This window comes from Sphingobium sp. Z007 (assembly GCF_900013425.1).
Taxonomy (GTDB): domain Bacteria; phylum Pseudomonadota; class Alphaproteobacteria; order Sphingomonadales; family Sphingomonadaceae; genus Sphingobium.
Genome location: NZ_FBXK01000005.1, coordinates 249,826 through 270,455, shown reverse-complemented (window position 1 = coordinate 270,455; position 20,630 = coordinate 249,826). Strand labels below are relative to the sequence as shown.

General features: G+C 64.7%; 22 protein-coding genes and 1 pseudogene. 13 read left to right on the top strand and 10 right to left on the bottom strand.

The window, feature by feature from the left end:
* The first annotated feature begins 3 nt into the window (after window positions 1–3).
* Genes CEQ44_RS09250 through CEQ44_RS09240 form a run of 3 tightly spaced genes read left to right on the top strand, consistent with a single transcriptional unit; the run spans window position 4 to window position 1,537 of the window.
* Window positions 4–420, top strand: coding sequence for a hypothetical protein (locus tag CEQ44_RS09250; RefSeq protein ID WP_088184481.1), 417 nt, complete (start codon window positions 4–6; stop codon window positions 418–420).
* Window positions 417–1,184, top strand: a complete 768-nt coding sequence (locus CEQ44_RS09245) for a HesA/MoeB/ThiF family protein (RefSeq protein ID WP_088184480.1) — start codon at window positions 417–419, stop codon at window positions 1,182–1,184. Before CEQ44_RS09250 ends, CEQ44_RS09245 begins: the two co-directional genes overlap by 4 nt.
* Window positions 1,172–1,537: a DsrE family protein gene (locus CEQ44_RS09240; protein WP_088184479.1), complete on the top strand. Its 366-nt coding sequence runs from the start codon at window positions 1,172–1,174 to the stop codon at window positions 1,535–1,537. Before CEQ44_RS09245 ends, CEQ44_RS09240 begins: the two co-directional genes overlap by 13 nt.
* 2 nt (window positions 1,538–1,539) lie before the next feature.
* On the opposite strand, the gene CEQ44_RS24385 is transcribed toward CEQ44_RS09240, so the two are convergent.
* Both CEQ44_RS24385 and CEQ44_RS09235 read right to left on the bottom strand, forming a co-directional pair.
* Complete coding sequence (locus CEQ44_RS24385) at window positions 1,540–1,716, bottom strand: hypothetical protein (RefSeq protein WP_176400339.1); 177 nt, start codon at window positions 1,714–1,716, stop codon at window positions 1,540–1,542.
* A 70-nt stretch (window positions 1,717–1,786) separates the two neighbouring features.
* A complete protein-coding gene (locus tag CEQ44_RS09235) occupies window positions 1,787–2,218 on the bottom strand; it encodes a biopolymer transporter ExbD (RefSeq protein WP_088184478.1) in 432 nt (143 codons plus the stop codon).
* 169 nt (window positions 2,219–2,387) lie between these two features.
* Here CEQ44_RS09235 and thrS point away from each other — a divergent pair, with 169 nt between their 5' ends.
* The 3 genes from thrS to CEQ44_RS09220 all read left to right on the top strand — a co-directional run bounded on the left by thrS (window position 2,388) and on the right by CEQ44_RS09220 (window position 5,765).
* The gene (gene thrS, locus CEQ44_RS09230; protein ID WP_088184514.1) at window positions 2,388–4,367 is read left to right on the top strand and encodes a threonine--tRNA ligase; all 1,980 of its coding nucleotides are present in this window, start codon (window positions 2,388–2,390) and stop codon (window positions 4,365–4,367) included.
* Window positions 4,368–4,497: 130 nt separating this feature from the next.
* Complete coding sequence (infC, locus tag CEQ44_RS09225; protein ID WP_088184477.1) at window positions 4,498–5,031, top strand: translation initiation factor IF-3; 534 nt, start codon at window positions 4,498–4,500, stop codon at window positions 5,029–5,031.
* A 209-nt stretch (window positions 5,032–5,240) separates the two neighbouring features.
* Window positions 5,241–5,765: a hypothetical protein gene (locus CEQ44_RS09220; protein ID WP_088184476.1), complete on the top strand. Its 525-nt coding sequence runs from the start codon at window positions 5,241–5,243 to the stop codon at window positions 5,763–5,765.
* A gap of 4 nt (window positions 5,766–5,769) precedes the next feature.
* Here the strand turns inward: CEQ44_RS09220 and msrA are convergent, their stop codons facing one another.
* From msrA to pabB, 5 genes are all read right to left on the bottom strand, one after another.
* Window positions 5,770–6,441 (bottom strand): peptide-methionine (S)-S-oxide reductase MsrA, encoded by a 672-nt coding sequence (msrA, locus tag CEQ44_RS09215; RefSeq protein WP_088184475.1) that lies wholly within the window; start codon window positions 6,439–6,441, stop codon window positions 5,770–5,772.
* Window positions 6,428–6,580 carry a hypothetical protein gene (locus CEQ44_RS24380; protein WP_176400338.1) on the bottom strand — a complete coding sequence of 51 codons (153 nt, stop codon included), beginning with the start codon at window positions 6,578–6,580 and terminating at the stop codon, window positions 6,428–6,430. The genes msrA and CEQ44_RS24380 overlap by 14 nt, the downstream gene beginning before the upstream one ends.
* A 341-nt stretch (window positions 6,581–6,921) precedes the next feature.
* The gene (locus CEQ44_RS09210; protein WP_088184474.1) at window positions 6,922–8,124 is read right to left on the bottom strand and encodes a pyridoxal phosphate-dependent aminotransferase; all 1,203 of its coding nucleotides are present in this window, start codon (window positions 8,122–8,124) and stop codon (window positions 6,922–6,924) included.
* A 140-nt stretch (window positions 8,125–8,264) separates the two neighbouring features.
* A complete protein-coding gene (locus CEQ44_RS09205; RefSeq protein WP_088184473.1) occupies window positions 8,265–8,888 on the bottom strand; it encodes an aminotransferase class IV in 624 nt (207 codons plus the stop codon).
* Between the two features lie 61 nt (window positions 8,889–8,949).
* Window positions 8,950–10,119, bottom strand: a complete 1,170-nt coding sequence (pabB, locus tag CEQ44_RS09200) for an aminodeoxychorismate synthase component I (protein WP_088184472.1) — start codon at window positions 10,117–10,119, stop codon at window positions 8,950–8,952.
* 92 nt (window positions 10,120–10,211) lie between these two features.
* Here pabB and CEQ44_RS09195 point away from each other — a divergent pair, with 92 nt between their 5' ends.
* Window positions 10,212–10,589, top strand: coding sequence for a DUF983 domain-containing protein (locus CEQ44_RS09195; protein ID WP_088184471.1), 378 nt, complete (start codon window positions 10,212–10,214; stop codon window positions 10,587–10,589).
* A gap of 27 nt (window positions 10,590–10,616) precedes the next feature.
* Here CEQ44_RS09195 and CEQ44_RS09190 read toward each other — a convergent pair whose 3' ends face one another.
* On the bottom strand, window positions 10,617–11,054 hold the full coding sequence (locus CEQ44_RS09190) for a thioesterase family protein (protein ID WP_088184470.1): 438 nt from the start codon (window positions 11,052–11,054) through the stop codon (window positions 10,617–10,619).
* Window positions 11,055–11,257: 203 nt separating this feature from the next.
* On the opposite strand from CEQ44_RS09190, the gene CEQ44_RS09185 reads away from it, so the two are divergent.
* From CEQ44_RS09185 to CEQ44_RS09170, 4 genes and pseudogenes are all read left to right on the top strand, one after another.
* Window positions 11,258–12,502, top strand: coding sequence for a YceI family protein (locus CEQ44_RS09185; RefSeq protein WP_088184513.1), 1,245 nt, complete (start codon window positions 11,258–11,260; stop codon window positions 12,500–12,502).
* Entirely contained in the window at window positions 12,502–12,858 is a 357-nt protein-coding gene (locus CEQ44_RS09180) for a Rap1a/Tai family immunity protein (protein WP_176400337.1), read from the top strand. The genes CEQ44_RS09185 and CEQ44_RS09180 overlap by 1 nt, the downstream gene beginning before the upstream one ends.
* A gap of 135 nt (window positions 12,859–12,993) precedes the next feature.
* Complete coding sequence (locus tag CEQ44_RS09175) at window positions 12,994–14,364, top strand: class II 3-deoxy-7-phosphoheptulonate synthase (RefSeq protein WP_088184468.1); 1,371 nt, start codon at window positions 12,994–12,996, stop codon at window positions 14,362–14,364.
* Window positions 14,365–14,670: 306 nt separating this feature from the next.
* Window positions 14,671–14,960 (top strand): annotated as a pseudogene (locus CEQ44_RS09170) (GIY-YIG nuclease family protein).
* Between the two features lie 389 nt (window positions 14,961–15,349).
* Here CEQ44_RS09170 and CEQ44_RS09165 read toward each other — a convergent pair.
* Entirely contained in the window at window positions 15,350–16,135 is a 786-nt protein-coding gene (locus tag CEQ44_RS09165; protein WP_088184467.1) for a TerC family protein, read from the bottom strand.
* 204 nt (window positions 16,136–16,339) lie between these two features.
* On the opposite strand from CEQ44_RS09165, the gene CEQ44_RS09160 reads away from it, so the two are divergent.
* Together CEQ44_RS09160 and CEQ44_RS09155 are read left to right on the top strand one after the other, a co-directional pair.
* A complete protein-coding gene (locus tag CEQ44_RS09160) occupies window positions 16,340–17,356 on the top strand; it encodes a class 1 fructose-bisphosphatase (protein WP_088184466.1) in 1,017 nt (338 codons plus the stop codon).
* A 395-nt stretch (window positions 17,357–17,751) separates the two neighbouring features.
* Window positions 17,752–19,659 carry an acyltransferase family protein gene (locus tag CEQ44_RS09155; RefSeq protein ID WP_088184465.1) on the top strand — a complete coding sequence of 636 codons (1,908 nt, stop codon included), beginning with the start codon at window positions 17,752–17,754 and terminating at the stop codon, window positions 19,657–19,659.
* A gap of 2 nt (window positions 19,660–19,661) precedes the next feature.
* On the opposite strand, the gene CEQ44_RS09150 is transcribed toward CEQ44_RS09155, so the two are convergent.
* Window positions 19,662–20,555, bottom strand: coding sequence for an N-formylglutamate amidohydrolase (locus CEQ44_RS09150; RefSeq protein WP_088184464.1), 894 nt, complete (start codon window positions 20,553–20,555; stop codon window positions 19,662–19,664).
* Window positions 20,556–20,630: the final 75 nt, after the last annotated feature.

The following is a 20,630-nucleotide window of genomic DNA, read 5'->3' as shown; positions in this document are numbered from 1 at the left end:
GCGATGACGATGCTGCTTTCGCTGATGCTGGCTGCAACTCCGATGCCTGGCCCAATGCCCGGCGACGCCCCGCCGATGCCGCAGGACTTGGCCGCCGTCCCGGTGATTGAAGGCTGGCTGGGGCGCAAGGTGTCGCCGCGCTGGTCTGAGGATGTCGCGAAACTCTATCGTCGGGGCACATGTAGCGGCGCGGTCAATCATGAAGGGTCGCGCCTGCTGGAGATCGACATGCTGTTCCTGCTGTCGGGCGATGGCAAGCCGCTGAAGATCGCGCCGGTCAATGCCCGCTGCCCGGAGGTGGAGCAGTTCGTCAGCACCCGCATTCTGGGAACGCTGCGTGGCTCCTTTCCCAAAAATGGCGCAGCGCAGCCCCGCTGGATGCGCTCGCAGGTCCGCTTCCTCTGGTCCGACGCGCCGTGACGCTGAGCGACGATCAGCTGGACCGTTACGCCCGGCACATCATCCTGAAGGAAATCGGCGGCGCGGGCCAGGCACGGATGCTGTCGGCGGACGTCGCAGTGATCGGCGCGGGCGGCATCGGCAGTCCGGCAATCCTCTATCTGGCCGCCGCCGGGGTCGGCACGATTCGGGTGATAGACGATGACGCGGTCGCCCTGTCCAATCTGCAACGGCAGGTTCTGTTCGGCACCGCCGATGTCGGCGCGCCCAAAGCGGAGGCGGCGATGGCCGCAGTGGCGCGGATCAACCCCGACGTGAAGCTGATCCCCATTAACGCCCGGATCGATGCGGAAAACGCCGCCATCATGCTGCGCGACGCCGACGTCGTGCTCGACGGTTGCGACAATTTCGACACCCGTCTGGCGGTGGCGGACGCCGCGCATCGGCTGCGCATCCCGCTGGTGTCGGCCGCAGTCGGCCCGTTCGAGGGGCAACTATCCACCTATCGCGGCTGGGAAGCGGACAAACCCTGCTACCGCTGCCTGGTCGGCAGCCCGCAGGATGCGCCCGAACGCAATTGCGCCGAAACCGGCGTGATCGGCGCGCTGACCGGCGCGATGGGCAGTCTGGCCGCGCTGGAAGTGATCCGCGCGCTGGTGCCGTTCGGCACCGATATGGCTGGGCGGTTGCTGATCGCCGACCTGCTCTCCATGCGCTTCCGCACGCTGGATGTGCCCAAAGACCCCGCCTGCGCGGCCTGCGCGGTGGAACTATGCGCGCCCTGAACATCGTCGTTACGACGGCCGATGCGGAGCGGCTGCGCGGCGCGCTGATGCTGGCGGCGGCGCAGGCTGCGCTGGGCGGTGCGGCGACGCTGTTCCTGCAACTGGACGCGGTGGCCCTGCTGCGTGCGCCGATCGCTGCGCCCCGCGATCCGGCCCATCGTGCCGCCGGCTTGCCCGATCTGGCCACGCTGCTGGACGAGGCGCTGGCGCTGGGCGTCACGCTGATCGCCTGCCAGAGCGGCCTGGCCCTGTGCGGCATGACGACCGCGGACCTGCCCGATCGAGTCGGGACGGGCGGACCGGTCGGCTTTCTGCAAGCAACGGACGATCAGGCCCGGCTGCTCTTCGCCTGAACCTATCGCAGGATCGGCAGGAAGCGCCACCGTTCCTGCGATCGTGGGTGCGCCGCCCGGCTGATCGACCAATCGGACGTGGACAGCCCTTCCGCACTCGGCAGGGTAGCGAGATGAGCAACGCCCAAGGTCGCGCCCAGGCAGAAGAACGCGATCAAACCATAGCGAACCGTCTTCATGCGTCCCCGCCCTCCTTTCCGCCCGCCAATTCTATCGGCGATGGAGGCCGGGGGCAAGGCGCAGGCTTTGTCAGAAATCCCGATAGCGTTCGTTACCGACAAAGCCCAGCTTGGTCACGCCCGAACGGCGAATGTCGGCCAGCACTTCATCGACCACCACGTAGCGCGCCGCGGCGTCGGGCTGGAACTGCAGTTCCGGCTCCACCGGCAATGCCAGCGATCGCGCCAGATAGCGGCGCAGCGTCAGCCGGTCGATCGCCGCGCCGTTCCACCGGATCATGCCGGCGGGGTCGATCGTGACTTTGTTCTTCACCGGATCGGGCACGGGCGGTGACGGCAGGACCGGCACCTGCGGCAGGTCGATGCCCACGCTGTGCGTCTGCATCGGGATGGTGATGATGAACATGATGAGCAGGACCAGCAGGACGTCGATCAGCGGCGTCGTGTTCATCTCGCCCATCGGCGCGTCCGCGACTTCGGGGCGTGCAAGGTGCAAAGCCATAAACCCTCCTGTTGAAATATGTTATAACAACACATGAAACATGCGCTTTGCGACAGGCGTTGGCAAGAGGGCTTCTATTGACAGTGCGGGCGGCCCATTTAAGGGGAAGGCGCGGCAATTGGGGCCGCACAACCTGCCCATTTCACAGAAAGCCATGTCCGTGTCCGCCATGCTCAAGATTACCCTGCCCGATGGTTCCGTGCGTGACGTCGCGCCCGGCACTACCCCGGCGGACATTGCAGCGGCGATCGGACCAGGCCTGGCGAAGGCGGCGATCGCCGCACGCGTGGACGGCGAGTTGCGCGATATCACGCGCCCGCTGGAGCAGGATTCGCACCTGGCGCTGGTGACGGCCAAAGACGAAGCCGACGCGCTGGAACTGGCGCGGCACGACTTCGCCCATGTGCTGGCCGAAGCGGTGCAGGCGCTGTTCCCCGGCACGCAGATCACCTTCGGCCCGTCCACCGACGATGGTTTCTATTATGATTTCGCGCCCGAGGATCGGCCCTTTACCGAGGAAGACCTGCCCCTCATCGAAGCGGAGATGCGCAAGATCATCGCCGCCAACAAGCCGCTGGTGCGCGAAGTGATGGACCGTGACGCGCTGATCGCCGCTTGGCGCGCGGCCGGCGAGACGTTCAAGGCGGAATGGGCCGCCGAACTGCCTGAGGGCGAGGAACTGACCGTCTATCGCTCCGGCGACTGGTACGACATGTGCCGCGGTCCGCATCTGGCCTCGACCGGTCGGCTCGATCCTGCCGCGTTCAAGCTGACGCGGGTGTCGGGCGCCTATTGGCGCGGCGACCAGAAGAATGCGATGCTGTCCCGCATCTACGGTACCGGCTGGCTCAACAAGAAGCAGTTGGCCGAGCATCTGACGCGGCTCGAAGAAGCGGGCAAGCGCGACCACCGCAAGCTGGGCGCGGAGATGGATCTGTTCCACCTGCAAGCCGAAGCGCATGGCAGCGTCTTCTGGCATCCCAAGGGCTATCTGATCTGGCGCGAGTTGGAAGCCTATATGCGTCGCGCGATCGACGCGGCCGGCTATCGCGAGGTGAAGACGCCGCAGGTGATGGACGCGCGCCAGTGGGAGCAGTCGGGCCATTGGGGCAAATATCGCGAAAATATGTTCGTCATCCCCGACGAAGTGCCGAACGTCGCGGACGAAGGCCCGCTGGTGTCGGACGATGCGCAGTGGATGGCGCTCAAGCCCATGAACTGCCCGGCGCACATATTGATCTTCAAGCAGGGGATCAAAAGCTATCGCGACCTGCCGCTGCGCTTTTACGAAAATGGCTGCTGCCACCGCAACGAGCCGCATGGCGCGCTGCACGGGTTGATGCGCGTGCGCCAGTTCACGCAAGACGATGCGCATATCTTCTGCCGCGAAGACCAGATCGTCGAGGAAGTCCGCGCCTTCTGCGCGCTGGCTGACCGGATCTATAAGGATTTCGGTTTCACCTATTCGATCAAACTGGCGCTGCGCCCCGAAAAGCGCTTCGGCAGCGAAGAGATGTGGGACATGGCGGAAAATGAGTTACGCGCCGCCGTCGCCGCCGCGGGCCTCAACACGCCGGAATTCGGCTGGGAAGAATTGCCGGGTGAAGGCGCCTTCTACGCGCCCAAGCTGGAATGGCATCTGACCGACGCGATCGGCCGCACCTGGCAGGTCGGCACGATCCAGTCGGACCGCGTGCTGCCCGACCGACTCGACGCCTCCTATGTGGGCGAAGATGGCGCACGCCATCGGCCGGTTATGCTCCACCGCGCCATTTTCGGCAGCTATGAACGCTTCATCGGCATCTTGATCGAGCATTATGCGGGCCGCTTCCCGCTCTGGCTTGCGCCGGTGCAGGCGGTCGTCGCGACCATCGTGTCGGACGCCGACGACTATGCGCTGAACGTCGTAGAGCGGCTGCGCGCGGCAGGGATCCGCGCGGAAATCGACGTCCGCAACGAGAAGATCAATTACAAGGTGCGCGAGCATAGCCTCGCCAAAGTGCCCAATTTGCTGGTCGTCGGACGACGCGAGGCAGAGGAAGGCAAGGTCGCGCTGCGCGTTCTGGGCAGCGAAGGACAGAGCTTCCTTTCGGTGGATGATGTCATTTCGCGCCTTGCAATTGAGGCCCGCGCGCCCGATATGCGGTGAGGCGGCAATGCCACAAGGGTTCGTGATTTCGCCAAGGCGAAGGCACGGACCCCTTTCGGCTTTGCCAAAAAGCCGCTAAGAGCCACTCGTTTTTGCAACGACCAGAGGAGATACTGCTATACGTCCCCCGATGATGCGCCGCCCGCTGGCGCCGCCGCCGAAGTCCGGCCCCCGGTATAACGAGTTCATCACCGTGCCCAAGGTGCGCGTGATCGACGACGAAGGCGAAAATCTGGGCGTGATGTTTACGCAGGAAGCCATCGAGCAGGCGGCCGAAGTGGGCCTTGACCTGGTCGAAGTCTCCCCCAATGCCGATCCGCCGGTCTGCAAGTTTCTGGACATCGGCAAGTTCAAATACGAAGCCCAGAAAAAGGCGAATATCGCCCGCAAGACCCAGAAGACGCAGGAACTCAAAGAGATCAAAATGCGTCCTAACATCGACGATCATGATTATGATACGAAGATGAAGAAGGTCCATGATTTCATCGGCGACGGCGACAAGGTGAAGATCACCCTGCGCTTCCGCGGCCGCGAACTCAGCCACCAGCAGCTCGGCATGGCCCTGCTGCAGCGCGTGGCGGAAAATGTCCAGGAAGTCGCGAAGGTGGAAGCCTATCCCCGCATGGAAGGCCGCCAGATGCTGATGGTGCTGTCGCCGAAATAAGCACGACGCGCTGTTTTACGAACCCCAAAGGGGCGGAGTCTGGATGCAGGCTCCGCCCCTTTGCTTTGGGGAGAACAGGGCAGCGATCATCATGCCCCTCACGATGGCGGCACGAGGCGGAATCATCGCGCCCATCGCGCCCGCTCTTTCATCTACTATTAAACCGCCTGGACTAGGCCCGGACGCTCCCTGTTGAAGGAGCCGCCGTCATGCTGCTTTCCCCGCGCCATCTTCTTGCTGTCCTTGTCCTGCTGATATCCTTGCCCGCGCAGGCCCATCAAGAGCCAGAGGCCGACCCCGCCGCCTATCTCCAGGCCTTTAACGACAGCTGCCGCCAGGGATTTCCCGATCTGGATATGATCGCCGCCCACGTCGTCACCCAAGGCTGGACCGAAACCACCCCGCGCATCATCGCGGGCGCCGGCGTGACGCAGTTGCCGCGCATATTCCACCGCAATGGCCTGCTCCTGTCGCTGATCGCGCCGATGGACGGTGATTATCGTGCAGTCTGCCAGGTCACGGGATCAGGATCGACGCGCTTGACGAGCAAAGATGTCGCCGCGATCGTGTCACCCAGCCTCAACGCCGGCGATCCTGTCCCCGGCCCCGGCGATCCCAAGCAGGATGACATGGCGACATGGACGGTCGCGCCCGGCATCAGCGTGCAGGCGGGCATCAATGTCTATCGGCGTAAGGTGCGCAGCCTGTCCATGTCGGTCAAACAAACCCGCTGATCGTTCAGGCCGACGGCGTCGCCCGATACAGCGTCGGGAACATCACTTTGAACGCCGCCAGCTTGGGCGCGTCCCAACGCATTATATAGGGGTGGCGCGGATTCTTGCGCATGAAATCCTGATGGTCCTGCCCGGCATTCTGGAAGCCGGTGAAGCGCTCCACCTTCGTCACCACGGGGTCGCGCCACAGGCCCGACTTCCCGATCTGCGCCAGATAGGCGCTCGCCGCCTTGCCCTGCTCCGCGTTCAACGGGAAAATCGCGCTGCGATATTGGGTGCCATGGTCCGGCCCCTGATAGTTGAGCGTGGTGGGATCGGCGATGACCGAGAAGAAGATGCGCAGCAAGGTGCCGTAGCTGACCTGCGCGGGATCATAGGTGACGCGCACCGCCTCGGCAAAGCCGGTGTCGCCGCCGCTGACCGTTTCATAGTCGACACGGCGGTCCTTTGGTCCCCCGGCAAAGCCGGAGACGACGAGTTGGACACCTTTGACGTGGGAGAAGACCCCTTCCACGCCCCAATAGCAGCCGCCTGCAAACACCGCGGTCTCCAACTTGCGCGTGGGCGCGGCGTCTATGGCAGGCACGGGGGCAAGGACGGCACGCTCGGCGCGCAGGGGCGTCGCGACGGCAAACGCCGCCAAAGCGATCAAGGTGAGGCGGTTAGAGCGCCGCACGGTCGGTCGATGTCGCCGCAATCGCGGTCGATCCGAACATGGGGGCTTCCTTTGGCTGGAGCATGACCATGCCGACCGCGCCAATGGCGAAGCCCCCCAGGAAGCGGAGGAACAGATCGGACTTCAGGAACGCCATCATGGCCAACGCCTTTCTAAAATATGGTTCAGGCCGTCTCGACCTGTTGACTACCTCCATGCGCCTTGCCCCTGACTGAACGGCCGACCAAGCGAGAGCGGGTTTCGACCAGTGCCAGGGATAGAACGACGAAAGGCGGCAGTCCTTAAATCAGTTTCTCTATGCAACGGGCATATAAGCCATGCCGCGTCAATCGCAAGACGGCATGGCGGGAAAAGGACCGTTTCCATTTTGTGACGTTTTTGATCGCGGCGATGCCGCACCGGCCCACACCCCCACCCGACCGCCCCAGTATATCCTGGATGGGCGGTCGGGTGGGGGTGTGGGCCGGTGCGGTTTTAGCCTTAACGAAGCGCGGCGCAGGCTTCCTGAATACGCGTGCAGGCCTTCTTGAGCACCTCGTCCGAGGTCGCATAGCTGATGCGGAAGGCGGGCGAGAGGCCGAAGGCGGCGCCATGGACCGCGGCCACCTTCGCCTCGTCCAGGAAATAGGCGATCAGCGTCTCGTCGCTGTCGATCGTCACGCCCTTTGGCGTCACCTTGCCGATCACGCCGCTGGCATCAGGATAGACGTAGAAGGCGCCTTCGGGCGTCGGGCAATCGAGGCCCGGCGCGTCGTTCAACATCGCGACGACCATGTCGCGACGCTTGCGGAACACGCCGTTGCGCTCTTCCAGAAAATCCTGCGGGCCTGTGAGCGCCGCGACGGCGGCGGCCTGGCTGATCGAGCAGGGGTTGCTGGTCGACTGCGATTGCAGCTTGCCCATCGCCTTGATGATCCATTCGGGGCCGCCCGCAAAGCCGATGCGCCAGCCGGTCATGGAGAAGGCCTTGGAACAGCCATTGACCGTCAGCGTACGCTCATAGAGGTCCGGGCATACTTGCGCGATGGTGGCAAAGGGGGTCGATGCATACCAGACATGCTCATACATATCGTCGGTCATCACCAGCACATGCGGGTGGCGCAGCAGCACATCGGCCAGCGCCTTGAGTTCATCCGCCGAATAGGCCGCGCCTGACGGGTTGGACGGCGAATTGAGCATCACCCATTTGGTGCGCGGCGTGATCGCGGCTTCCAACTGGTCGGCGGTGATCTTGTAACCCTGGCTCGCTGGCCCTTCGATGAAGACTGGGGTGCCTCCCGCGAAGTTCACGATATCGGGATAGCTGACCCAGTAGGGCGCCGGGATGATGACCTCATCGCCCACATCGACCGTGGCGACCAGCGCGTTGAACAGCGTATGCTTGCCGCCCGAATTGACGCTGATCTGGCTGCGCTTGTAATCCAGCCCATTGTCGCGCTTGAACTTGAACATCACCGCTTCCTTGACGTCGGCAGTGCCGTCCACGTCGGTATAGCGGGTCAGGTTGTTGCGGATCGCAGCGATGCCGGCTTCCTTGACGAAATCGGGGGTATCGAAATCCGGTTCGCCGGCCGACAGGCCAATGACGTCCACACCCTGCGCTTTGAGCGCGTTCACGCGGGCGCTCATGGCGAGCGTAGCGGACGGCTGGATACGACCCAAGGCGGCGGAAGTCTGGCTCATGGTAATAAACTCGCTGAAGAATCCCCAAGGCCCGCAATAAAAGCGGACGCGGCGTCCCTTAGTGCGCAACGGAAGACGGGGCAACCGCCAGATGCCGCTTATTGGCTTTACGGCAGAATAGCCCGGCTATTGCAGCCCAGTCACCGTGACCATGTCGCGGCGGCCATGCCCCGCGCCGCATTGCCGATGAAGAAGCCGCGCTCCAGATCATAGGGGCGCAGATCGCCTTCCACCGCTTCCCCCATATCGATCAGGCTCTGGCGCAGGATGCCGGGCAGGAGGCCGCGCGCCAAAGGCGGCGTCACCAGCTTGTCGCCCCGCTCGACGAAGATGGAGGAGAAACAGCCCTCGGTCAGATAGCCCTGCGCGTCGATCAGCAGCACTTCATAGGTGCCGCCGCGTTTCAGCGCGTCCTTATAGAGGCTACGATCGCTGGTCTTGTGGCGCAGCCGCAGGTCGTCCGCCGGCGCATGGCGCGGCACCGCGGCGACTTTCATGATCGGGTCGGGCCAGCCCCGATGATCGCGCACCTCGATCGCGATCGCCCCGCCGCGCGACACCATCAGCCGCACCCGGCTGCGGTCGCGCAGGCGGAAGGTCGCGGCCTGCAATTCGTTGCGCACATCATGGCGATCGACATGGAAGCCGAGCGCGTCGGCGCTCGCCTTCAGCCGCGCCAGATGCAGTTCCAGCAACCTGATGCCTTCGAGCGGGTCGAAGGCCATGGTTTCGATGAGGTCGAACCGTCCGTCAGCCAATGCCATTGAAACTTTTCAAGCCCTTGCGCGCCAAAAGTCAACCACCCCTTGTGGATCAAGCCCAAGGTCAGGGGAGCGAAAGGAAACGCCCCTTGGCCAGGCACTCCGCCCATTCGGATGCGCAATCCGAATCCGCGACGATGCCGGACCCCAGCCCTAGCCGGCCCGTTCCTGCGCCGTCTTCGACGCAAATGGTGCGGATGGCAACATTGAAGGCGGCGTCGCCCTCCGGGTCGATCCAGCCCATCGTGCCGGTATAGACGCCGCGGCCATGGGGTTCGACCGCATCGATGATCTCCATCGCCCGCACCTTGGGCGCGCCGGTGATGGAGCCGCAGGGAAACAGCACGCGCAGCACGTCGACCGGCGACAGGCCGGGCAGGATGCGCGCACGCACGGTCGACACCAGCTGATGCACGGTGGGATAGGTTTCGACCTTGAACAGGTCGGGCACGGTCACGCTGCCCGCGCGCGACACCCGCGACAGATCGTTGCGCAGCAGATCGACGATCATCAGATTTTCGGCGCGCTGCTTCGCGTCGCTTTGCAACCACAGCGCCTGCGCGGCGTCGGCGTCCGGATCGGCGGCGCGGGTGGCGGTGCCCTTCATCGGCCGCGCGGTCAGCTGCCCGCGGACCTGAGTAAAGAAGAGTTCGGGCGAAAAGGACAAAATCGATCGATCACCAGTACGGATTACCCCGCCATAGCCCGCCGCGGCGCGCGGCCGCACGGCGGCATAGAGGGCGAGCGGGTCGCCGGTCACATCCACGTCGCAGGGGAAAGTCAGGTTGACCTGATAAATGTCGCCGGCGCGGATATAATCCTGCACCTGGGAGAAGGCCACGCCATAAGCAGCCTCATCCACCAGCGGGCGCAGCGGCCCGACCGTCGCGCCTGCCGGGTCGGGCAGCATATCGGGCAGCGTGCCGGTCGGGATCAGCCGCACCCCTTCGAACAGGCCGAACCACAGCAGCGGCGCAGCGCCCGCATCATGCCTCCGCGCGATCGGCGCCAGTCGATCCTCCAGCGCCAATCCCGCGGCATAGGCCATATAGCCCGCGACATGCAGGCCGCTTTCCTGCGCTTCGGCAATGCGGTCGAGCGCGGGTTGCACATCGGCCATGCGATGGGCGACGACGATCTCGACGGGATCGCGGTAGAGGCGCGCGGGCGCCACGCTGCGCGGGCGCGCATCGTCGAACAGGCAATAGGCTTCGTGGGGACCGGGCAGATGCATGGGGCTTCTTAACAGGCTTTGCGCGGTACGAAAGGCGCTAAGGGTGCAGCGCAGCGTTGCGCTTGGGGGCCAGAGTCCCTAGCTCCCGATCCATGACCGATCCCGCGCCCCCGTCCGACCGCCCGACCGGCGCCGCCATCGGCCTTGGGCTGCGTGGCCGCTGCCCGGCCTGTGGCGAGGGGCGGATGTTCGCGCGCTTCCTGAAAACCGCGCCCGCCTGCCCGTACTGCGGCCTGGCGCTGGACCTGCATCAGGCGGACGATTTTCCCGCCTATATCGTCATCCTGCTGCTGGGCCACATATTAGTGCCGCTAATGATCGAGGTGAACAGCGCGCTGGCGATACCGCTCGGCTGGCAGGCGCTGATCTGGCCGACCCTGGCGATCGTGCTGGCGGTGGCGATGATCCAGCCGGTCAAGGGCGCGGTGATCGCCGTGCAGTGGAGCCGGCGGATGGCGGGTTTTCGTTAGAACAGCCTGTTCCCGCCACGCTTGAAATCAGTCCGGCTGGCGCAGGAAATTCATCTCCATCGCCTCGCGCAGCGTGTCGTCGATCGCGCGGCGGCCTTCGGCGCCATGGGTGACGACCGTCGTGTCGCAGGTGGCGACGCACACGCCCTTCTGGAACCCGGCCGAGCTGATCGTCCAGCTCGTGCGGCCGATGTGGCCGATCGCGCAATGGACTTCGAACGGATAGGGGAAATGCGATTCCTCGACAAAGTTCAGGTTCACGTTGGCCACCAGCCAGCGCACCCCCTGCTCCTGCGGATGACGTCCCATATGGTGGTGGAAACGGATGCGCGCCGTCTCGAAAATGCCGGAAATCGCTACATTGTTGATGTGGCCCATGGTGTCGAGATCCTGGAACCGCGTGTCGATGCTGGTCACGAAGCGATACGCCTCAGCGTTCAGACGCCAGGATTCGGGTTTGGCCATGTCCTGCTATTTCCCTGATTATAAACGTCCTAACCTCTTAACCCGGATGACGGGTGATGCAATCGCGCCCATAAAAATGCCGCAACTGCGTCCTTTGGGACACAGAAGGCGACAGGGCGGCAACAAAGCGTTTCGGGCCCGCCCGATGGACTCGGCCATGCGGGCATCATAGTTTCGGGTCCGCCATGATCCAGGGAATCGACATGCAGCGCTACAGCCGGACCGCCATTTTTCTGCATTGGGCGATCGCCGCCCTGCTCGCTTTCCAAATCGCCGTCGGTTGGGCGCTGGAGGATCTGGGCGCGCGGGGCTTTGCCCTCTACCAGCTGCACAAGTCGGTCGGCATCACCGTGCTGGCCCTGACGCTGGCGCGGATCGGCGTGCGATATTGGAAACCCCGTCCGGCGAAGCTGGAGGGCGGCTGGCAAGGGGCGCTGGCGTCGGGCGTCCATATCGGCCTCTACGCCTTCATGCTGGGCGCGCCGCTGACCGGCTGGGCGCTGGTGTCGACGGCGAAGGTCAAGGTGCCGACGCTGATCTTCGGCGTGATACCGTTGCCCCATTTACCTCTGCCCGCAGCGGCGCATGGCGTGGCCGAAAACGGCCATGGCCTGCTCGCTTGGCTGGGAATCGCGCTGGTGGCGCTGCATGTCGCGGGCGCGCTGCGCCATCATCTGCTGATCCGCGATGGCCTGATCTGGCGAATGGTGCCGGGGCGTTCGACCGCGCTGCTGGTCGCTTTGCCCGCGTTGATCCTGGTCGGTTTCGTCGCCGGGCGCGCGATCTTGCCCGCGCCGCAAGCTACGCCTGCGCCCATCGCGGCAGAACCCGCTGACGAAACCGCGCCCGCTAACATTGCCGAAGCCGTCAACGCCGCAGCGCCTGCCGACAATGCAGCCGCCAATGCGACGCAGGCCACCGCTGACGAACCCGTCGACCCGCCTCCCGCCTGGACGGTGCAACCGGGCGGCCGGATCGGCTTTTCGGTCGGCAATGATGGCGAGACGATCAGCGGCAGTTTTTCCAAATGGACCGCCAACATCGTGATGGACCCCGACCATCCCGATAGCGCCGACATCGCCGTCACCATCGACATGGCCTCGGCCAGCGTAGGCGACGCGTACAAGGACGGCATGCTGCCGGGCGACGAATTTTTCGGCGTCGCCGCGCACCCGACCGCGACCTTCGTGGCCAAGGGCGCGGAGGCGACTGGCCCCAACGCCTATCGCGCCCGCGGCACGCTGACGCTCAAGGGCGTGTCGAAGCCCCAGACCATCCGCTTCACGCTTTCTGGGAAGGATGAGACCGGCAAGGACGCCACCCGCAAAGTGTCGGGTAGCGCCACCATCGCCCGCGCGCCCTTTGGCGTCGGCACTGGTGACAGCAGTGGCGGGCTTGGCCCGCAGGTGGCGCTGACCTTCGCTTTCACGGCGAAACGGCAGGATTGATGCACCCCCTCCTCGCCCCTCTCCTCTCCGCCGCCCTGCTCGCGGCATCCCACACCCCGGTCGCGGCCCAGGCGTTCATGTTCGAAACCGGCACCACCCTGCTCGCCAAATGCCGCAACACGGCGCCCGCCTATAGCCTGGCCTGCACCGCCTATATCGTCGGCGTGGTCGACGGCATCCGCAAGGACATGTTCATCGGCCGCGCGCGCCCGGTCTGCTGGCCCGACCGCATGAGCGCGGACGATGCGCGCCGTACCGTCATCGCCTATCTGGAACGCTGGCCCGACCAGCGCAAGACGCCCGCCTCGCTTCTGGTCAGCGTCGCGCTCAACGAACGCTGGCCCTGCCAGAAGTAGGACATAAGCCCGTCGATCACACTAATCGGGACAAATCATTGCGCGCGGCCATGGCCCAACTGGTACAATCTTGCCTTGGCCCCCGGACCAGCGTAGGTGCGCCCCCTATTTTATCGTGACCAAAGGAGACATGACGTGGCGGCGAAGTGGACGCCGGATAGCTGGCGGGCGCATAAGGGCATCCAGATGCCCTATTACCGGGACACGCAGGCGCTGGCCGCCGTGGAGGCCCAGCTTGGCCAGTTTCCGCCGCTCGTCTTTGCAGGCGAAGCGCGCAATCTGAAGGCGGACCTGGCCAAGGTCGCGTCCGGCGAAGCCTTCCTGTTGCAGGGCGGCGATTGCGCGGAAAGTTTCGCGGAGTTCCATCCGAACAACATCCGCGACACCTTCCGCGTGCTGCTCCAGATGGCGGTCGTGCTGACCTTCGCGTCGAAGCTGCCGGTGGTGAAGGTCGGCCGCATGGCGGGCCAGTTCGCCAAGCCGCGTTCGGCCGATACCGAAACCATCGGCGGCGTCGAATTGCCGAGCTACCGCGGCGACAATGTCAACGACATCGCCTTCACGGCGGAAGGCCGCGAGCCGGACCCCCAGCGCATGGTGCAGGCCTATAACCAGTCGGCCGCGACGCTGAACCTGCTGCGCGCCTTCTCGACCGGCGGTTACGCCAGCCTGGACCGCGTCCATGGCTGGATGCTCGATTTCATGGGGCGCAGCCCCTGGGCGGCAAAGTTCGAACAGATGGCCGACCAGATCGGCCAAGCGCTCGACTTCATGCGCGCTTGCGGCCTGTCGGCGGAAACGGTGCCGCAGCTTGGCGGGACCAGCTTCTATACCAGCCATGAAGCGTTGCTGCTGCCGTTCGAGCAGGCGCTGACGCGGCAGGACAGCCTGACCGGCGACTGGTACGACACTTCCGCGCACATGCTGTGGATCGGCGACCGCACCCGGTTCGAAGGGTCCGCCCATGTCGAATATCTGCGCGGCATCGGCAATCCGATCGGCCTGAAATGCGGTCCCAGCCTGGAGCCGGACGCGCTGCTGCGCCTGCTCGACACGCTGAACCCCGCGCGTGAAGCCGGGCGCATCACGCTCATCACCCGCTATGGCCATGACAAGATCGAGGCGGGCCTGCCGAAGCTCGTCCGCGCCGTGATGCGCGAAGGCCATCCGGTCATCTGGTCCTGCGACCCGATGCACGGCAATGTCGTCAAGGCGGCCAATGGCTACAAGACACGGCCCTTCGACCGCATCCTGGCCGAAGTGCGCGGCTTCTTCGCCGTCCACCGCGCCGAGGGCAGCTTTGGCGGCGGCATCCATGCCGAAATGACCGGCCAGAATGTCACCGAATGCACCGGCGGCGCCATCGCCATCACCGACGAATGCCTTGCCGATCGCTACCACACCCATTGCGACCCGCGTTTGAACGCGGCGCAGAGCCTGGAACTGGCCTTCCTGCTGGCCGAAATGCTGAACGAAGAGTTGAAGGAACGCCGCGCCGCGGCGTGAGGAATAGCCGCTACCTCTTCCCCTCCCGCATGCGGGAGGGGAAGCGAGACTTAGGCGCGCAGCGCCTTAGTCGCAGCGGGGTGGGCCAACGCAACCGCGCGCAAGCCCACCCTAACCCTTCCCGCTTGCGGGAGGGGGACACTCACGGCAAAAAATCCCTCGCCACTCAAGGAGGAGAGTTCCCGTCTGAATTGGGTGGTTAGGGAACAGTCCGGTTACGGGCGCAAATGCCGTAGAGCGGACATAAAATCCACCGTCACCCCAGCGCAGGCTGGGGTCTCAGGCGGCTGTGCGCTACAGTGGGGCATGGCGCGAGGCGGCTACACCTATATCATGACCAACAAACCCAGGGGCGTTCTCTGTATCGGCGTGACAGCCGACGTCGCTGCGCGCGCCGAACACCATCGAAACGGCACCGGCTCCGCCTTTTGCAAAAAATACCGACTGACCCGCCTGGTTCTGGTTGATCCACATGATGACATCACGCTCGCTATCGCCCGCGAGAAGGCGCTCAAAGCCTGGAAACGGGAATGGAAATCCGGCTGGTGGAAGAGAGCAATCCAGATTGGCGTGATATGTCAGACGGTATCGCTTGACCGCCTGAGACCCCAGCCTTCGCTGGGGTGACGAAAAGGGGGACCATCCGCTTCCAAATAATGGCACACCATGTTTCGAAAGCGTAATTTGGTCGCTTCAAGACCGTCCGATGTCTTACCACCCCTAACCCATCCAACACGCTTCCAATGTAGGATAATTTCTGGTTCATCCTCAAGGATGAAGCGCCCCGCCATCCATACGCCGCCCGCGCCCCTCGCGTCATCGTCGCATCAGTGGCGCGTCGCTATGGCCTTGCAGGCGCGTACAACGCAACTGGCCGTGCCCCCGGCCGTCGCATTAGTGGCGCGTCGCGAGGGCATCCTGCGCGCCTTGCACGGGCGTCGGGGCCAAAAAGCCCGACGACGGTGTGAACTTCGGCGCTGTAACCCTACCCCGCCCCCTTCCGCTTCTGCGCCCGCCGCGCAAAGATGTTCAAACACTCCACCAGCGTGGAGAACGCCATCGCCGCATAAATATAGCCCTTGGGCACATGCACGCCAAAGCCATCGGCGATCAGCACCGCGCCGATCATCAGCAAAAAGCCCAGCGCCAGCATCACGACGGTCGGGTTTCGTGCGATGAAGTTGGCGAGCGGATCGGCCGCGATCAGCATCACCGTCACCGCCACGATCACGGCGATATACATGACCGCCAGATTGTCCGTCATGCCCACCGCCGTCAGGATCGAATCGAGCGAGAAGATCATGTCGAGCAGGATGATCTGCGTGATCGCCGCGCCGAAAGTGATGGTCGCCACGCTTTTTTTGTCCAGCATATCGTCGCCGCCCGCCGGATCGACCGTATGATGGATTTCCTTGGTCGCCTTCCAGATCAGGAACAGCCCGCCTGCGATCAGGATCAGGTCGCGCCAGGAAAAATCGGTTTCGAATGTGGGCGCGCCATGCTGGTCCAGCGGGCCACTGATGCCCAGATCGAACACCGGCGCGGTCAGTCCGACGATCCAGGCGATCATCGACAGCAGGACGAGCCGCATCCCAAGCGCCAGGCCGATGCCGATCTTGCGCGCCTTGGGCCGCTGCGCTTCGGGCAATTTGTTGGTCAGGATGGAGATGAACACCAGATTATCGATGCCCAGCACCACCTCCATCACCACCAGCGCGACAAGCGCCGCCAAGGCCGTAGGATCGGTGAAAGCGGTAATCAGGCTGTCCATGATGGTCCCTAGCAAAGGCAAAAGATCGGCACGGCACCGAAACGGAAGCGGCGGCTCCCGGTTCCGCCTTCTTCTGCCTGAGACATGCTTTGTCACATGACAGCGCTAACAGGCGTGCGGAGCGCCTTCCCGCGCTGGACTAGGCGGATCGTCTCCCCTAGCGAGGAGGCTACCCATCCTTCCGTTTCCTCCGAAAGGCGGCCTATGTCCCGGACCACGCTCACCCGTTTCCTGATCGAACAGCAACGCAACGCCAATGTCCTGCCTGGCGAACTACGCCTGCTGATCGAAACTGTCGCCCGCGCGTGCAAGACGATCAGCCATGCGGTCAGCAAAGGCGCGCTGGGCGAAGTGCTGGGCAGCCTGGACAGCGAGAATGTGCAGGGCGAAATCCAGAAGAAGCTGGACGTGATCGCCAACGAACTGCTGCTCGACGCCAATGAATGGGGCGGGCATCTGGCCGCGATGGCTTCGGAGGAGATGGAGACGATCCACCTCATCCCCAATCGCTATCCCAAGGGCGAATATCTGCTGCTGTTCGATCCGATCGATGGGTCCAGCAATATCGACGTCGACCTGTCCGTCGGCACCATCTTCTCCGTGCTCAAGGCCCCCGACGCCTGCGCGGGGCGCGAAGTGACCGAAGAGGATTTCCTGCAGGATGGCCGTCAGCAGGTCGCGGCAGGATACGCCATCTATGGCCCGCAATCGCTGCTGGTGCTCAGCGTCGGCACCGGCGTCTATGAATTTACGCTGGACCGCGAAGTGGGCAGCTGGGTCATGACCGACGCGGACATGAAGATGCCCCAGGGCAAGTGCGAGTTCGCCATCAACATGTCCAACCGCCGCCAATGGTCACCTGCGATCCGCCGCTATGTCGACGAGCGCGTAGAGGGTGGCGCTGGTCCGTGCGGCAAGGATTATAACATGCGCTGGACCGCATCCATGGTGGCGGACGTGCATCGTATCCTCAAGCGCGGCGGCATCTTCATGTACCCTTACGACCATCACAACCCCGGCAAGGCCAAGCTGCGCCTGATGTATGAAGCCAATCCGATGAGCTATCTGATCGAACAGGCAGGCGGCGCAGCGACCGACGGCTTCATTCCCATCATGGACGTGCCCGCCACCGGCCTGCACCAGCGGGTCGGCGTGGTGCTGGGCGACAAGGCGGAGGTGGCGGCGATCGTAGCCTATGGCAAGGAAATGGAGACGGCCTAAGCCAGACAAGAAAAAAGGGGGAGAGCGCGTTTGGCGCTCGATCCCCCTGATGCTTCGGCTCGCCTTGCCGGTCTTACCGGCGGCTCCTCTCCAGAAACTTGTTATCGTTGGCGCGCCGAGCAGCAACGTTCCTCTAGACCAACGCCGTGACAAAAAAAAGGCCGATCGCAAGACCGGCCGAAAGTTTTAGGAGAGGATGCCTGAAAGGCACAGTCTTTCTGTCCTGCCGACCGAATTTACGCAAATGCGAAGGACAAAAGCGCGATTGCAAAATCCGCAATCGCTTGCCGAAAATAGCGGCGCCGTGATGGCCCGCCATCCGATCGTCGGCTGTCCCCGAGTCGCCCCCGCCCGCATAAAGCAAATATCAGGGCTTGGCGGTTAAGCCTGACGCCATGCACGGACCAGCGCCAGCTTCGGGACCAGCGGATGGGACCGCCAACGCCCCTCACGCCGCCGGCCGATACCGCCGCGACATAGATGGCTTGCGCGCGCTCGCGATCCTGCCGGTGCTGCTGTTCCACGCCCATGTGCCGGGTTTTTCCGGCGGCTATGTCGGGGTCGACATCTTCTTCGTCATATCGGGCTATCTGATTACCGGCATCATCGCTCGCGAAGTCGATGACGGCCGATTTTCGCTGGTCCGATTCTACGAGCGGCGTTTCCGCCGGATCATGCCCGCGCTGGCGCTGATGATCCTGGTCGTGCTGGGTTGCGCGGCCTGGCTCTATCTACCCGGCGACCTGGAAGGCGTGCCGCGATCCGCGCTCGCGGCGACCCTGTTCGCCTCCAACCTCTGGTTCTTCACCGACACCGGCTATTTTTCCGGCGGCGCGGACGTGAAGCCGCTGCTGCACACATGGTCGCTGGCGGTCGAGGAGCAATATTATATCGGCTTCCCGATCCTGCTGATGCTGCTGGCGCGCTATGCGCCGCGCTGGCGCACCGGGGTCGTCACGGCGATCGCGGCGGGATCGCTGGCGCTGGCTATCGTCATGCAGCGCGACACCAGCGGCTTCACTTTCTACCTGCTGCCGACCCGCGCCTGGGAGTTGTTTGCCGGGGCGTTGCTGGCGCTGGGCGCGGTGCCGGTCATCCGCGCGCGCTGGCTGCGCGAGGCGATTGCGGGATGCGGCCTGATCGCGGTCGTGCTGGCGGTGGCGCTTTACGATCGCACGACGACCTTCCCCGGTTTCACTGCCCTCGCCCCGGTACTGGGCGCCGCGGCGCTGATCCATGCTGCGCCGGGCACACATATCGGGCGGATGCTGGGCTGGCGTCCGCTGGTGGGCGTGGGCCTGATCTCCTACTCGCTCTATCTGTGGCACTGGCCGCTGATCGTCTTCACCGAATATGCGACCGACCGGGCGCTGGCGGGCGGCACGCAGATCGCGATCATCGGCGCGTCGCTGCTGGCGGGCACGCTGTCCTGGCGCTTGGTCGAGTGCCCCTTCCGCGATTCGCGGCGCGTGCCGGCGCGGGCGATCTTCCTGTTCACCGGCGCGGCGATGGGCCTGCTGTGCCCGCTGGCGCTCGGCCTGCTGGCGATGGGCGGCTGGCCTGCCCGTTTTGCCCCACAGGTGCTTGCGCAGATCGCCGGGCAAAAGGACTTCGCGCCCACGCGCAAGCAGTGCCACGACACATTCATGCGCAACGCGACGCCCTGCGTGCTTGGCGCGGCGGTGCCGCCCGACGCGATGCTGTGGGGCGACAGCCACGGCGTCGAACTGGCTTATGCCTTGTCGCTGGAGGCCAAAGTGCAGGGTCGATCGCTGATCGAACGTACAACGTCCAGCTGCCCACCCGTGCTGGGTTATGAGGCCAAGGATGCGCGCTGCGCCGCCGCCAACCAGGCCGCGTTCGATGCGATAAGCGCCGATCCGCGGATAAGACGCATCTATCTCGCCGCCTTCTGGGCCAATGGCGATTTCGACGATCCCGCCTTTGTCGCCAAGCTGGACCGCAGCATCGCCGCGATCCGGGCGCTAGGGCGGCAAGTCGTGCTGATCGGTCCGGTGCCGCCCCAGCCCTTCGACGTGCCGCGCCGCCTGGCCCATCTGGCGCAGGCCGGCCAGCTGGGAGAGGCGCGCGGCGTCGACCGCACCCATGTGGATGCCCGAACCGTGCATCTGCGCGCGCTCTTCGCCCGCTGGCGGGCGCGCGGCGTAGCGCTGATCGATCCGGTCGCGGCGCTGTGCCCCGGCGGCCGCTGCGCGATCGAACATGACGGCCAGCCGCTATATTTCGATTCTCACCACCTCAGCACCGCAGGCGCGCGGTTGGTGATCGAAACCGGCCGCTAACCCTATTCGGCGGCGAGCGCATAGCCCGCGCGCGGCAGTTCCGTCGCCAGCGCTTCCACCATGTGCGTGACCACCGCTTGCATCCGCGCCACGCCCGGCCCCGGCCGGTCCAGCATCGCGTCCAGATATAGCACCCGATCTATTTCGACCTGGAGCGCGTGCAGCCCATGATCGGGCCGCCCATGGCGTTCGATCAGATGATCGCCGGCATAGGGGTGGTTTTGCGCGACGGTCAGGCCGTGGCTCGCCGCGACATCGGCCGCCAGCGTCATCAACCGGTTCGAAGCGCTGCGGCCGAACCGGTCGCCCAGCACGACGCCCGGCGCAGGCTGCCCCGCACCGGTGGGTGCCAGCGGCGGCATGGAATGGATGTCGATCAGGATCGCATGGCCATGCGTCTCCCGCGCGTCGGCCATCACCTGGCCCAGCGCGGCATGATAGGGCCGGTGCAGCGTGTCGATTCGACGGCGCGCCTCCGCCCAGCGCATCGGGCCGCGCCATAATTCATGCGTGCCGGGCAGGCGACGCGGAAAGAGGCCCAGGCCGCCGCGCAACTTCGCGCTGCTCTGGAGCGCGGCGTCGCGCGGCAGGTCGGCGATCATGCCGGGGTCGATCTCGCGCTCATGCCGGTTGAGGTCGATCAGCGCGCGCGGCGCGCGGGCGAGGATGACGGTGTAGCCACGGGCGATGAGCGGATGGACCAGAAGATCGGCCCAGCGATCTTCCAGCCGATGCAGGATCGACCAAGGCACGCGCGCCGCGGCCAGCAAATCGTCGTCATAGGCGCGCGCCGCATGGGGGACGGAAATCAGGACGGGGCGATCGGGGATCGCTGGACCATAAAGGTCGAAAGCGGTCTCGCTATGGGTCGGGGCGCGCGGCGCGGGATGATCCAATGCGGCTCCTTTCGCCAGCGTGCCGAAAAATCTTGCCCGGCTGGATAATATTTACACCTTGTCGCATATAGTGCG

Coding starts and splice junctions, on each gene's coding strand:
- CEQ44_RS09155 (WP_088184465.1), top strand. CDS start 17,752: ATGCACGGACCAGCGCCAGCTTCGGGACCAGCGGATGGGACCGCCAAC.
- pabB (WP_088184472.1), bottom strand. CDS start 10,119: ATGCATCTGCCCGGTCCCCACGAAGCCTATTGCCTGTTCGACGATGCG.
- CEQ44_RS09210 (WP_088184474.1), bottom strand. CDS start 8,124: ATGAGCCAGACTTCCGCCGCCTTGGGTCGTATCCAGCCGTCCGCTACG.
- CEQ44_RS09240 (WP_088184479.1), top strand. CDS start 1,172: ATGCGCGCCCTGAACATCGTCGTTACGACGGCCGATGCGGAGCGGCTG.
- CEQ44_RS09250 (WP_088184481.1), top strand. CDS start 4: ATGACGATGCTGCTTTCGCTGATGCTGGCTGCAACTCCGATGCCTGGC.
- CEQ44_RS24380 (WP_176400338.1), bottom strand. CDS start 6,580: ATGATGGCGTTCCTGAAGTCCGATCTGTTCCTCCGCTTCCTGGGGGGC.
- thrS (WP_088184514.1), top strand. CDS start 2,388: ATGCTCAAGATTACCCTGCCCGATGGTTCCGTGCGTGACGTCGCGCCC.
- CEQ44_RS09180 (WP_176400337.1), top strand. CDS start 12,502: ATGCACCCCCTCCTCGCCCCTCTCCTCTCCGCCGCCCTGCTCGCGGCA.
- CEQ44_RS09220 (WP_088184476.1), top strand. CDS start 5,241: ATGCTGCTTTCCCCGCGCCATCTTCTTGCTGTCCTTGTCCTGCTGATA.
- CEQ44_RS24385 (WP_176400339.1), bottom strand. CDS start 1,716: ATGAAGACGGTTCGCTATGGTTTGATCGCGTTCTTCTGCCTGGGCGCG.
- infC (WP_088184477.1), top strand. CDS start 4,498: ATGATGCGCCGCCCGCTGGCGCCGCCGCCGAAGTCCGGCCCCCGGTAT.
- CEQ44_RS09190 (WP_088184470.1), bottom strand. CDS start 11,054: ATGGCCAAACCCGAATCCTGGCGTCTGAACGCTGAGGCGTATCGCTTC.
- CEQ44_RS09185 (WP_088184513.1), top strand. CDS start 11,258: ATGCAGCGCTACAGCCGGACCGCCATTTTTCTGCATTGGGCGATCGCC.
- CEQ44_RS09165 (WP_088184467.1), bottom strand. CDS start 16,135: ATGGACAGCCTGATTACCGCTTTCACCGATCCTACGGCCTTGGCGGCG.
- CEQ44_RS09160 (WP_088184466.1), top strand. CDS start 16,340: ATGTCCCGGACCACGCTCACCCGTTTCCTGATCGAACAGCAACGCAAC.
- CEQ44_RS09195 (WP_088184471.1), top strand. CDS start 10,212: ATGACCGATCCCGCGCCCCCGTCCGACCGCCCGACCGGCGCCGCCATC.
- CEQ44_RS09235 (WP_088184478.1), bottom strand. CDS start 2,218: ATGGCTTTGCACCTTGCACGCCCCGAAGTCGCGGACGCGCCGATGGGC.
- CEQ44_RS09205 (WP_088184473.1), bottom strand. CDS start 8,888: ATGGCATTGGCTGACGGACGGTTCGACCTCATCGAAACCATGGCCTTC.